The sequence below is a fragment of the Planctomycetota bacterium genome (assembly GCA_016125255.1).
In the GTDB taxonomy this organism is placed as follows: domain Bacteria; phylum Planctomycetota; class Phycisphaerae; order Phycisphaerales; family Zrk34; genus RI-421.
In genome coordinates, this window is sequence record WGMD01000029.1 from 188,666 (window position 1) to 201,822 (window position 13,157).

12 protein-coding genes are annotated in these 13,157 nt (G+C 63.7%); 8 read left to right on the forward strand and 4 right to left on the reverse strand.

All coding sequences use genetic code 11. The annotated features are described in order from the left end of the window. Positions 1-29: 29 nt before the first annotated feature. The 8 genes from GC162_18810 (at position 30) to GC162_18845 (ending at position 9,535) form a co-directional block, all read left to right on the forward strand. Positions 30-578 (forward strand): sigma-70 family RNA polymerase sigma factor, encoded by a 549-nt coding sequence (locus tag GC162_18810; GenBank protein MBI1370694.1) that lies wholly within the window; start codon positions 30-32, stop codon positions 576-578. After that, positions 578-2,098, forward strand: a complete 1,521-nt coding sequence (locus GC162_18815) for a hypothetical protein (protein ID MBI1370695.1) — start codon at positions 578-580, stop codon at positions 2,096-2,098. Before GC162_18810 ends, GC162_18815 begins: the two co-directional genes overlap by 1 nt. Positions 2,099-2,130: 32 nt before the next feature. After that, positions 2,131-3,555 (forward strand): hypothetical protein, encoded by a 1,425-nt coding sequence (locus GC162_18820; protein MBI1370696.1) that lies wholly within the window; start codon positions 2,131-2,133, stop codon positions 3,553-3,555. A 62-nt stretch (positions 3,556-3,617) separates the two neighbouring features. Further along, the gene (locus tag GC162_18825) at positions 3,618-4,322 is read left to right on the forward strand and encodes a prepilin-type N-terminal cleavage/methylation domain-containing protein (GenBank protein MBI1370697.1); all 705 of its coding nucleotides are present in this window, start codon (positions 3,618-3,620) and stop codon (positions 4,320-4,322) included. Positions 4,323-4,350: 28 nt separating this feature from the next. Beyond that, positions 4,351-5,289, forward strand: a complete 939-nt coding sequence (locus GC162_18830; GenBank protein MBI1370698.1) for a TIM barrel protein — start codon at positions 4,351-4,353, stop codon at positions 5,287-5,289. 3 nt (positions 5,290-5,292) lie between these two features. Continuing rightward, complete coding sequence (locus GC162_18835) at positions 5,293-5,871, forward strand: peptidase (protein MBI1370699.1); 579 nt, start codon at positions 5,293-5,295, stop codon at positions 5,869-5,871. Positions 5,872-5,909: 38 nt separating this feature from the next. Then, positions 5,910-8,021: a hypothetical protein gene (locus tag GC162_18840; protein MBI1370700.1), complete on the forward strand. Its 2,112-nt coding sequence runs from the start codon at positions 5,910-5,912 to the stop codon at positions 8,019-8,021. Further along, entirely contained in the window at positions 8,015-9,535 is a 1,521-nt protein-coding gene (locus GC162_18845) for a hypothetical protein (protein MBI1370701.1), read from the forward strand. Before GC162_18840 ends, GC162_18845 begins: the two co-directional genes overlap by 7 nt. A 121-nt stretch (positions 9,536-9,656) precedes the next feature. On the opposite strand, the gene GC162_18850 is transcribed toward GC162_18845, so the two are convergent. From GC162_18850 to GC162_18865, 4 genes are all read right to left on the reverse strand, one after another. Beyond that, a complete protein-coding gene (locus GC162_18850) occupies positions 9,657-10,472 on the reverse strand; it encodes an MBL fold metallo-hydrolase (protein ID MBI1370702.1) in 816 nt (271 codons plus the stop codon). Continuing rightward, positions 10,469-11,371, reverse strand: coding sequence for a TIM barrel protein (locus tag GC162_18855; protein ID MBI1370703.1), 903 nt, complete (start codon positions 11,369-11,371; stop codon positions 10,469-10,471). Before GC162_18855 ends, GC162_18850 begins: the two co-directional genes overlap by 4 nt. Position 11,372: 1 nt before the next feature. Further along, the gene (locus GC162_18860; protein MBI1370704.1) at positions 11,373-12,149 is read right to left on the reverse strand and encodes an SDR family oxidoreductase; all 777 of its coding nucleotides are present in this window, start codon (positions 12,147-12,149) and stop codon (positions 11,373-11,375) included. After that, on the reverse strand, positions 12,146-13,157 hold a 1,012-nt coding region (locus GC162_18865), incomplete at its 5' end, for an alcohol dehydrogenase catalytic domain-containing protein (protein MBI1370705.1). The genes GC162_18865 and GC162_18860, both read right to left, overlap by 4 nt.

Here is a 13,157-nt window from a genome sequence, read left to right on the forward strand (position 1 = left end):
ATGAGGCGGCGCGGCGAGTGAGCAGGTCGATGCAGAACGCTTTTGCAAACAATCCCGAAGCATGGGAGCGGTTCACCCGGTTGTGGGTCACGGCCCAGCCGGCGCTGAGCACGTTCATCTCCACCGTCGTCGTCAATGCGGCCGACGCGGAGGACGTGCTACAGAACGTCGCGCTGACGGCGGCGCGCGACTTTGAAAGCTACGACCCGAGTCGACCGTTTCTGCCATGGGCCATGACCATCGCGCGCCATCGCGTCATCGATCATCATCGCCAGCGCAGCCGGCAGGGTTCGAGCTTGAGCCCGCAGACCGTCGAGCAACTCGCATCGGTGTGCGAACAGACGCTGTCGGCCGGCGATGAGCACGCCCGCATGCAGGCGCTGCGCGTTTGCATGAACACGCTGCCGGACAAACAGCGGCGCATGCTCAGCATGCGCTATCACGAAGACTGGTCCGGGGCGAAGATCGCGCAGGCGATGGGCATGTCCGTCAATGCGGTGTTCCTGATGCTCTCGCGTCTGCGCTCGCAGCTTGCCGAGTGCATCGACCGGCGTCTTCGCAAGATCGGAGACGCCTGATGCGCTTCGATGCACAGATCGGCTCCATGCTCAGCGCGTATCTGGAAGGGTCGCTCGAAGCCGACCAGTTCGGGCCGTTCGAGTCATGGCTCAACGCCGACCGCGATCACGCCGCCCTGCTCATTGAGCAGACGCAGCTTGCCCGCCTGCTGCGTCAGACCCTGCACGATGCCGCCTTCGCCGACGCTCCCGTCGCGATACCCGCCAAGGTTCATGGGGATAGGGCCGTCGCACGTTCGCCTCGCTGGCGCTTCGTCGCCGGCGCGATCGCCGCGGCGATGGCGATCGTCGCGCTGGGATGGGCGACACGATTCATGGCCCCCGCCACGGATCCGCCCAAGCCGCCGAGCGGCGCGGCGGCGCCCGTCGCGGTCCTGCTCGGAGCTGAGAACGTCGTCTGGGACTCGGAGCATCGCAACATCGGCGAGACCCTCGCCAAGCAGACGCTTCGCATCGCCTCCGGCTCGATGAACCTTCAGCTTTGGAGCGGCGCGACGGTCATGTTGCAAGGCCCCGCCGAATTCGCCATCGATGGGCCCGCCGAGTCGCATCTGACCTACGGCCGCGTGCTCATCGAAGCCGGCGCGCACGCCGCCGGGTTCACCGTGCATACGCCGCATTTCGATGTCGTCGACCTCGGCACCGCGTTCACCATCGACGTCGATCGCGAAGGCGAAGGGCATGTGTCGGTGCTTCAGGGTGTCGTCGAAGTTTACAGCCGCGATGACGTGCGCCGGCTTCGCGCCAACGAGCAGGTGCAGTTCACGCGTGGGGCCGGCTTGTCCATGCCGCAGCGGACGCGAGCCGACGTTTCGGCGGACGCCGCCGACTACCCGCCGGTGCAGAGCGCCGCGGCCGTGGCGATCGACAAGCTTTTTCTGCTGTCGAAGGATCGCCCGCGTGCGCCCGGCTCGGATCTGCGCAGCATGTTCACGCAGACGCTGAGCGTCGATCCGCAGCGCCGCCTCGCCTACGTGCAGTTCGTGCTCAAGGGCGTCGGCGACGTCGCCGACGACGCCGAGTTCGGCATCTACGCCCTGACGCTCACCAATCCGTTGGGCATCGCGCAGTCGATCCCGCTGATCGGCCGATTCAATCGCGACACGATCGTGATGGACGCCGACTCGGCCGCCGACGCCGGCTGGCGCCATCGCAATGAATGGTTTACGGCCGCGAGCTTCCCGGCGCGACTCTTCACCGTGCATGAACCGACCGAACTGGTGACGGATGATCACGCCCGATACGCGCTCGCGCCGATCGGCGCGAACAAATCGCTCGATGCCTGGGTCATGAACGTCGGCACGGATGAGACGCTCGAAGTGGAGCCCGGGCGATATGTGCGTCTGTCCGTGCTGTATTCAGCCGTCGGCTTCAACCCGATCCAGGGCAAGCCCGACGATGCCCGCATCATCCTTCACTACGACAACGGCACGACACAGACACTCGACTGGGACCTGGCCGACTCGACCGGCGCAGGGCGCAATTCGACGCGTGAACGAACCACTGACGACAAGCAATGAGGCACACTCAACACTCTGCAGGAGAATCCGCCATGGGACGAATGAAGACTTTTGCGACGATCGCCTTAATGGGCATGTCCGCCGCGACGCAAGCGGGCATCATCGACATCTCCAGCGCCTTCAACGCCGACACCATCGCCACAAGCGTCTCCGACAGCGCCGGCGTCACCTACCGTGACACCGCGCAGAAAGATCGCTTCCTCACCACCAACTTCCCCATCGACGGACTGTTCTCCGCCAACGGATATGCCTTCCAACTCGGCTCCTACGCCGCCGACAACACCGTGCTCATGAAACCCATCAGCGGCGCCGGCCTGCCCCCCGCTTCCGTCACCATCGACATCGCCGACCAACGCATGTCCACCTTCGCCTTCGTCCACACCGGCGTCGGCTACGGCTCCCAATCCCCCAACGGCTCCGTCACCGTCAACTATCTCGACGGCACGAGCGATTCATTCACATGGGACCTCGCCGACAACAACGGCTCCAGTTCCAACGGCTCCAGCGTCGCCGCATTGACCAACCTGCAACTCAAGGAATTCGGCACCGCCAATCCGATCAACACCAATCGCCAACTCTGGTCGCAAACCATCACCGGCATCAACCAGGCCAAGACCGTCGCCTCCATCACATTCAATTCCACCAACAGCTCCGGCGACCCCGATGCCCACTTCGGCGTCTATGCCCTCACCAGCACCAGCAGCAAGTATCTCACCCTCGACCTCTCCGGCTCGTTCAACCGCGACACCATCGCCATCGACAATGCCGAACCGACCGGCAACGGCTATCGCAGCGCCGGCCAGGGTTTCATCACCACCAATCACAACCAACTCGGCAACTCCCCCAACATCCCGCCCACCGGCGAACTCATCGCCGGCAACGTCGTGCCCTTCCAGGTCGGCCCCTTCGACAGCCCCAACACCGTGCAGAACAACACGCTGATCCTCGACGTCGACAACAACAACGGCGACGGCGTCTTCGATAACGCCACGATCGACATCGCCAATCAGGCCGCCGAGCAGGTCTCCGTGCTCTTCTCCGCCGTCGGCTTCAATAACTTCACCGGCACGCCCACCAATCCCAACAACAACGGCTTCATCACAATTCACTACACCACCGGCGCGGATGACGTCTTCGAATGGGACGTCGCCGACTCCGATGGGAACAACAAACTCGTCTCCGGCGGCGCGCTCGACGCCTTCACCGGCACGATCGACCTGTTCGACACCAACAGCAATTCGCTCGTCGCCACCAATCGTCACATGTGGTACCAGACGTTCACCGTCGATCCGACCCGCGTCATCGACACGATCAATCTGAGCGTCAACGGCGTCAAGGACGGCTCGGGCACCGACGCCGAGTTCGGCATCTACGCCGTCACGCTCACCGTCCCCGAACCCGCAAGCGCCGCGCTGATGGCGCTGTTGTTCGCCCCGCTCGTCCGTCGCCGCCGTTGATACAACCGCCGAAAGCTCAGGGATGGCCATCCCCTGAGCTTTCATGAGCCCCGGAAACGCCGATGCGTAAAAACGCCTTTACACTGATTGAACTCCTCGTCGTCGTGAGTATCATCGCGCTGCTGATCGCGATTCTGCTGCCGAGTCTGGAGCGCGCCCGCGCCGCCGCGAAGCTGACGACGTGCGCCGCCAATCTCAAACAGATCGGCACCGGCTTCGTGCTCTATGGTCACGACAATCGCGACAAGTTCATCGACTACGCCACCGGCAGCGCGATGGTCTACGGCGGGCGGGCCGGAACATGGGGCGGATACGGCGCTCCGTCATGGACCCCCGCCAAACGACCGCTCAACAAGTATGTCGGCGTCGGCTACGGCACGCCCGACGATGCCGAAGTCCCGCTCTTCCGATGCCCCTCCGACATGGGTCACGGCCCCGGCGGCACCTACGCCTTCCCCACCGTCAAGGTCTACTACGACGTCGGCAGCTCCTATCCTTACAACGTCGGCCCGATCACCAGCGTCCCCCCCACCGCTTCGTCCACACTCCGCGGCAATACCTTCGCCAACATCAAGCGCCCGTCCTTCGTGCTGCTCTCCGGCGATCACCCGATCCACAACTACATCAGCGAAGGCGACCGCCGCGAATACTGGCACGATCCGCTCAAACTCACCGCCAATGTCCTCTACGTCGATTCGCACGTTGCCTATCAGCCCGTCACGCGCGGCAACGTCACGGACAATTACAGTTGGCTCGCCGATTATTGAAACCTCCACCCGTTGATCGATTATCATGATGCTGATGACGACCCGCCCAACCCGCCGCCGATTTTGTCAATCCGTCCTCGCCTCTGTCGCCGCGCTCGGCCTGCCGCGCGGATCGTTCGCCGACACCTCCGCCTTCAAACTCCGCTACATCCTCGCCTCCGCCATGTACGGCACGACCGCGCTTGCGGACATCCTCCCCGAGGTGCACAAGGCCGGCGCGACCGCACTGGACATCTGGCCCAAGCCGCACGGCAACCAGCGCGAGCAGGTCGACGAACTCGGCGTCGATGCGTTCGAGACGCTGCTCCAAAAGAACCACGTCCCGCTGGGTTGCATCACGTGTTACGCCTACGGCCCGTTCGGCCTGCAACCGCAGATGCAACTCGCCCAACAAGTCGGCTCGCGCCAAACCGTCTTCGTCACCGGCGCGTCCGGTCCGAAGGGGCAAACCGGCGATGCGCTCGACAAGGCCGTCGCGCAGTTCGTCGAGAAGATGAAGCCGCATCACGACGCCGCCGCGAAATTCGACTACACCATCGCCATCGAAAACCACGTCAACAGTCTCATCGAGTCCCCCGAGTCAATGCGCCGCCTCGCCGAGCACACGACGGACATGCCGCATCTGGGCATCGCCTTCGGTCCGCATCACCTCGAGCAGGACGCGGCGATGCAGGCGAAGCTCATCGAGGACCTGGGCCCGTGCGTCAAATTCTTCTACGCGCAGCAGCACGGCAAGGGCGCGTCCAAGCCGCAGCCCGTCGAAGATGAACACATGCAGATGCCCGGCAACGGCCCGCTCGATTTCAAGCCGCTGGTGCAGTCCCTCAAAAAAATCAACTTCGCCGGCTACACCGAAATCTTCATGCACCCGTTCCCGCGCGGCGTGCCGATCCGCCCGACCACCGACGCCATCACCGCCGAAATCAATACATCGCGCCAATACCTCGACCATTGCATGAAGGACTAGACCATGAGTGACAAAGTGCTGATCATCATCGGCGACGCCGCCGAAACGCTCGACACCATGTATCCCTACTACCGACTCCAGGAAGCCGGGTTCACGCCCATCGTCGCCGCCCCCGAAGTGCATCGCTACCAGATGGTGATGCACGAGGTGAAGCCCGGCTGGACGATCACCAGGGAATGGGAGGGCTACACGCTCCAGTCCGACATCGCCTTCCGCGACGTCAAGCCCGAACAGTACATGGGCATCATGTTCTCCGGCGGCCGCGCCCCCGAATATATCCGCTACGACAAGGACCTGGTGCGCATCACGCGCCACTTCTTCGCTGAGAACAAGCCGATCGCCAGCGTGTGTCACGGCGTCGAGATTCCCGCCTACGCCGGCTGCGTCAAGGGCCGCCGCATGACGACCGTCGCCAAGTGCCGCTTCGATCTCGAATCGGTCGGCGGGATTTATGAGGATGCGCCGTGCGTCGTCGACGGCAATCTCGTGTCGGGCCGGACGTTTCACGACAACGGGCGCTACCTCGGCCCGTGGATTCAAATGCTCATCGAAGCCCGTCAGGCCGCCCAGGTCGGCGCGTAAAGTCAGAGGACGGTGCATTGCTCAATCGTTCGCAACGCGTGACCCGACTGCTGGCGTGCGGCATGATGCTCATCGCCGTCGCCGTCCGCGCGGCCGATCACCCGATCGTCGCGGGCTTCGAGCGCTTCGATGCCGCCGCCGTCGATGATGCTTCGCGCATCGCCGGCGGGGAACTGTTGCTGGGTGAACTCAACTGCATCGCCTGCCACCGCGCCAATGATGAAATCCGCGAGCGACTTTCGGTGAAAGCCGCGCCGGATTTGAAGCAGGTCGGCCATCGTCTCGCCGCCGCCGATATCGCGCGGTTCGTCATCGATCCGCAGGCGTTCAAGTATGGCACGACCATGCCGCTGCTGCTCGATGCATCGCGCGATGCGGCGACCGCCTCGAATATCGCCGCGTTTCTCGCCGGCGCCGCCAAGCCCGAAGACGGCGACACACGCAATGTCTGGCCCGAGCGCGGGCGCCAGCTTTTTGTGACCATCGGGTGCGTCGCCTGTCATCAGAGACCCGACGGCGTGAGCGATGACGATTTCGCCGTGCCGCTCGAACTTGGGCGTCATTACGGTCACAAAGCACTGGTCGATTTTCTGATGGACCCGCTTTCGATCCGCCCTGGGGGGCGCATGCCGGGTATGAAACTCGACCGTACCGACGCCGCCGACATCGCCGCGTGGATCAAGTCGACGGTGGCCCCCGCCGGCGCGCCGGCGGTGAAATCGACAAACGTCGACAGCGGGCGCCAAGCGTTCACGAAACTCGGTTGCGTTGCGTGTCATGATCTGGGTCATGGTCTTCTCGCACCGCCCGCCGCCAAACCCCTCGCCGACCTCGACCCGGCGGCGAAGTCCGGTTGTCTGGCCCAGCATCCGACCGCCCCCGCCGCTGACTTTTCACTTTCGTCCGCCCAGCGAACGGCCCTCGCCGTCGCGATCAACGCATTGAAGAAGCCGCTCGTGCCTCTCGCCGCCGCCGCGCGGGTGCATCGGATGATGACGCGCTTCAACTGCTACGCCTGTCACCACCGCGGCGATATCGGCGGGCCGGCGATCGACCGTCAGCCGCTCTTCACCGGCGAAGACGAGATCGGAAATGAAGGCCGTTTTCCGCCAGCACTGACGGACATCGGGCGTCATCTTCAGAAGGCATGGATGCATGACGTGCTCGCCGGCAAGGCGGAGGTGCGGCCGTACCTCAACACGCGCATGCCGATGTTCGGCTTCGACAATGTCGGCGCGTTCGTCGATCTGACGTTCGAAGCCGACGGCGGCAGCGCGGCCGACCCGGCGATGGCGTTCAAAGACGGCGACGTCGAAGCCGGTCGCACGCTGCTGGGCGCGCGCGGGCTGATGTGCATCACGTGTCACCAACTGCGCGACCGCAAGGCACTGGGCATTCAGGCGTTGAATCTGTCGACGATTCCGCGGCGTTTGCAGCCGGATTATTTCCGGCGCGCGCTGATCGAGCCGCAGGTGCTCCGCCCCGGCACACTCATGCCGATCTTCTTCCCCGAGGGCCACAGCACGCGACCCGACATTCTCGGCGGCGATGCCGACAAGCAGATCGCCTCCATCTGGAAGTACCTCGCCGAAGGCAAGAACGAGCCGGAGGGTTATCCGCCCAAGCAGGGTGACTTCGAACTGCTGCCGACGGACAAGGCGATGCTGCTGCGTTGCTTCATGAAGGATGTCGGGGCCGACGCGATCGCCGTGGGCTTTCCGGAGAAGGTGCATTTCGCATTTGATGCGACACACGTGCGGCCGGCGCTGGCGTGGCGCGGGCGGTTCGTCGATGCGTACTCGACATGGTTCACGCGTTTCCAGGAACCAACCGCGCCGCTCGGCGACGATGTCATCGCACTGCCGACCGACAGCGCCTTTGTCGACGCGAACGGCAAGACGCTGCCGCTGAATTGGCAGGGGTACCGGCTCGACAAGTACGGCATCCCGACTTTTCTCTACACCGCCGGTCCCTACCATATCGAAGACCGCATCAGCGCCCGGTTCGACGCCCGCGGCCTGCGGCGCACGATTCGCGGGGATTTTCCGAACAATTCGGTGCATTTCAACCCCGGCAGCGCCAAGGGCGTGACCATCAAGAAACTACAGATCATCACGGGCTCGTCGTTCGATATGGAGTACCGATGGTGAATCGAATCTTCGTCATTTTCGCCGCGTTATTTGCATGTTCACCGCTGGCGACCTTGCGTGCGGACAAGCCGGCGAGCGAAGCGGACTACTATCGCATTGTCGATCTTCAGACGGGCATCGCGCCCAGCAATTCGCGCGATTTGAACTGGAAGCCGGGCGATGACATCGCGCTGGAAATCAGCGGGATGGACCGGCTGCCGGACGGGCGGCTCGCCGTCGCGCTGCGAAAAGGCGATGTGTATCTGATCGACGGCGTGTACGACGAGCCGGCGAAACTTTCGTTCAAGCGCATCGCCACGGCGCTGCACGAGCCGATGGGGCTCTTGTATCACGACGGCGCGTTCTTCGCCGCTCAGCGCACCGAGCTGACGCGCATGCGCGACACGGACGGCGACGAGGTCATGGACGAGTACATCGCGGTCGCGCACAACTGGCAGCCCGCCGAGGATTATCACGAATACGTGTACGGCCCGAAGCTCGACGGTGACGGCCATATGTGGATCACGCTCAACCTCGGCATGGGCAAGACGCAGAACAACAGTCTGCCGTGGCACGGCTGGGCGATGCGGCTCGGGAGCGACGGCATGCTCGAACCGATGTGCGCCGGCATGCGTTCGCCGAGCGGGATCGGCGCCAATGCGGCCGGCGATATGTTCTACACGGATCAACAGGGCACATGGGTCGGCACCAACACGTTGCATCACCTGCGGGCCGGAGCGTTTTTCGGAAATGGCGAAGCGATGGGCACGATGAAGCGCGACGATGCGCCGATTCATCTGTCCGCCCCGCTGCCGGCCAACAAGCCGTTTCCTGAAGCGGTGAAACTGCTCAAGGAACTCGTGCCGCCGGCGGTGTGGTTCCCCTATCACAAGATGGGCGAGAGCACGACGGACATCCTGCTCGACAACACGGCAGGCAAGTTCGGCCCATTCGCCGGGCAGCTTTTCATCGGTGAATTCCGCTCGGCGGGGATGCTCCGCGTATCGCTCGAAAAGGTGAACGGCGAATATCAGGGCGCATGCTTCCCGTTCCGCAGCGGGTTCGCTTCGGGCGTGTTCCGCATGTGCTACGGCAAGGACGGGAGCATGTTCGTGGGCATGACCAATCGCGGATGGACCAGCGCCGGCGTCGCGGCGTATGGGCTGCAACGGTTGATCTGGACCGGCAAAACGCCATTCGAAATTCTTTCGATGCACGCGACGCCCGACGGCTTTGACCTGACATTCACGCAACCCGTCGATCGGACCACTGCCGGCGACCCCGCTTCGTACGCCGGCAGCAGCTACACCTACGAGTATCACGCGGCTTACGGGTCGGATGAGATTCTGACGAAGCCGCTCGTGATTCGCTCGGCGACAGTGGCGCAGGATCGGATGAGCGTGCATCTGGTCATTGACGGCCGGCGTGAACTCTACGTGCACGAACTGCATGCCGACGGCGTGCGCAATAAGGACGGTCAACCGCTGCTGCATCCGGTGGGGTACTACACACTCAACGCCATCCCTTCGCGCTAACGACGCCGCGGGCGTTGTGCGTGCTGCCATCATTTAGCTTTTAGCCTAAAAGTGAAATGGGAAACACTCACATGACGGCCGCGTTCGGCGCGATCCTATGACTGCGTCGTCGGAGATGTCATCAGAGGCGCACGCAGCGGCCGTAGTCGCAGACGTGCAGTTTCAGGTGCGGGTACTTGGTGTTCATGTAGAGCCGGAACGCCCGCGGTTCACCGAGGTTTTCGGCGAACATGTCATAGTGCGCCGGCACCGTCAGACCCGGCTCGATGACGCCCGCGAGGTCGACGGCTTCCTGGTAGGTCATGTTGCCGATGATGCCGGCCTTGAGGCGTTTGGCGTCGCGCCCGTTGATGGGAAGAAACGCCACATCTATCTTCCTGCCGCGCAGCTTGGCGATCAGACCTTCATACAGACACGTGTCGCCGGCGTGATAAACGCACCGGCCCTCCGCTTCGATGAAGTAACCCAGATACGGATAGCGCCCGCTCGCATCGTCGCGATCGAGAAACTCGTGCGCGGCGGCGACGGCGGAGATTCGGATGCCATCGCGCTCGATGGACTTGCCGTCGTCGAGGCCGAGGAAACGATCGAGCGGCATGTTCAGATCGGCGGCGAGCGATTCGCGTAAGAGGTCGGGCACGATGAACGTCGCCTGCGGACTCGCCGCCGCGAGGGCGGGCCAGACGGGGCGGTCGATGTGGTCGGCGTGATCGTGCGTGCCGAGAATGAAGTCGGCGTGCGTGACCTGATTCGGCGTGAGCAAGGGCGCGATGCGACGCGCGTCCATCTCCGTCAGAAACGGATCGATATACAGCACTTTCCCGGCGATTTTGACAATGAAGCTGTGCTGGCCGAGCCACCAGAACGCGAGTTCGCCTTTGTTGAGTTGCGTGTTGTTGATGTCGTCGATGAGGGGCTGACCGGTGGGGTAGCTCATAAGGTTACTCGCTGGGCGGGCCAGTGCTCGGCGATTTTTCGCCGCAGGAAACTGACGCTGCGCGCCAATTGCTCCATGCCTTCCACGCCGTCCTCGATGCTGATCCATCCGTCGAAGTTCACCGAGCGCAGCTCACGGAAGATCGCATCGTAGTCGTTGAGCCCCTTGCCGATTTCACCATGGCGCAAGCGGGCGGCGTATCCCTCGACGCCGACTTCCTCGCGGCGGAGGTCGTCGAGCGTGCCTGCCGTCAAATATCGGTCAGACGCGTGCATTGTCACGACCCGATGCTTGACGCGGCGGAGCAGTTCGAGCGGATCTTCGCCGGCGAGGATCGTGTTGGACGGGTCATAGTTGACGCCGAAGTGCGGCGAATCGATGCGGGCGACGAGGTCGCAGAAAACATCCATGTGCTGCGCGAACTCGGGGTGCTTCCAGTAATTGTCCTTGTAGTGGTTTTCGAGGATGAGCGTCACACCGCACGCGGCTGCATGTGGCAAACACGCCTCGATCGAATCGGCGGCGTAGCGCAGACCGTCTTCGCGCGACACCTCCGGCCGGCGCTGCCCCGAAAGCACGCGACAGTATGACCCGCCCAGCTCGGCGGTCATCGTGATCCATCGCCTTTCCTTTTCAATTTCCGCGGCACGGAAGGCGGCGTCCGGATGCGTGAAGTCCGGCGAGCAGCACATCATGGGCATGGCCAGATCGCGCTCTGCAAGCATGGTGCGATAGCGGGGCCAGTCGGCTGCGTCGCGCAGATCGAGAAACCCGCAGTAGAACTCCAGGCCGTCAATGTCGAGCGTCGATGCAAGATTGATCCATTCTTCGAGCGACATGGACCCATCGGCGCAGAGCGGATCCATGAACGCTTTTGGGAAGGCGGCGAGTCGAGGCATGTCAGACCTCCTTGCTCGGATTGCGTCCGAGGAAGACATGCTGCTCGAGTTCGACGACGGACCCGGTCACGGGTCGCGACGCATCGCAGAGCCAGAAGACGACATGCGCGGCGATCTGTTCGGGCGTGGTCATCTTGCCCGAAGGGATGTGCTCGGAGCCGAGCTTGTCGGGCCAGTTTTCGGGCATCCCCTCGGCGATTTTCGCCTTGTGTTCATTGGGTGTGAGCACCCAACCGAGATTCAGATGATTGACGCGCACGTGCCGGGCGGCGAGCGCTTCGGCGACGTTCCGCGACAGGGTCATCAGCGCGCCTTTGGAGATGGAATACGCCAGCAGATTCGTCTCGCCGCAGTAGGCGTTGACGGAGCCGATGTTCACGACGGCGCCGGCGGATTTCTCCAGATGTTCGGCGGCGGCCTGAATGAGCAGGAGCGGCGCACGCACGTTGACCGCCATCACGCGATCGAACAGCGCGGCATCGGTATCGGCGAGGTTGCTGCGCACGACGGCGGCGGCGTTGTTGACGAGGCCGTCGATGCGCCCGAAGGCACCGACGGCGGCGGCGATGATACGCTGCGGCGCGGCGGGGTCGGCGAGATCATCGACATGAACGACGGCGCTTTGACCGAGTGATGCGGCGACCTGTCGGGCTTCGTCGTGGTCGAGGCCGTGGATCAACACCTTCGCGCCTTCGCTGGCGCAGCGCTCGGCGATGGCGCGGCCGATGCCGGTGTTCGACCCGGTGACGATGATGACTTTGCCGGCAAGTTGGCTCATGGCTTGATCACCGCCTTGACGACGTCGCCGTGGTGCATGGTTTCGAATGCATCGCGCCATTGGCCGAGCGGCCAGACGCCGCCGATCACAGGGGCGAGGTCGAGTTTGCCCGTATCGAGCAGGCGTATGACGCGCTCCCACACGGCCCAGTAGTGACTGAACGTGCCTTCGAGGCGGATGGCTTTCTGCACGAGCGGATCGAGACTGAAGTTGAGCGGCTCGGGGCCCCAGCCGACTTTGACGATCCAGCCGGCGGGACGCACGAAGTCGATCGCGGCCTTGAGCGTCGCCGAAACGCCGGCGGCGTCGATCGCCCCGTCGGCGCCCATGCCGTCGACCGCCTTCGCCCATGCCGCCGCGTCACCGATGATCGTCTCACATCCGTACTTCTCCGCCACGGCGAGCCGCTTACGATCGCGCTCGAGTCCGACGACGGCGACTTCCGCGCCCTGCAGGCGCGCCATCGCTGCGCAGAGCAAGCCGATCGGCCCAGGCCCGTACACGACAATCCGATCGCCCGGCTCGATGCTCCCGTGCTTGACCACCGCGTGATACGCCACACAGCACGGCTCCGTGAGCGCCGCCTTCTCAAATGGCAGCGTGTCGGGAATTGCATGAAGACAGCGCCCGGGAACGCGGACGAATTTGGTCATCGCCCCGTCGACGCCGTAGCCGAAGCCCTTGCGCGAAGGATCGAGATGATACTTGCCCGCGCGAACCATCGGGCTGTTGAGGTCGATGACCGCGGCGGTCTCGCTCACCACGCGGTCGCCCACCTTGAATCCCGAAACGCGCGGCCCGGCTTCGACGATCGTCCCGGCGAACTCATGCCCGAGCACCACCGGGTAATTGACCGGCCAACTGTGATTCGATGTCCACTGATGCAGATCGGACCCGCACACGCCGACCGCGCCGACTTGAAGCAGCACATCGCTCTCGCCGATCGTCGGCCGGGCGATCTGACGCACTTCGACGCTGAACTTTTCCGATGCGAAATTGACGACGGCG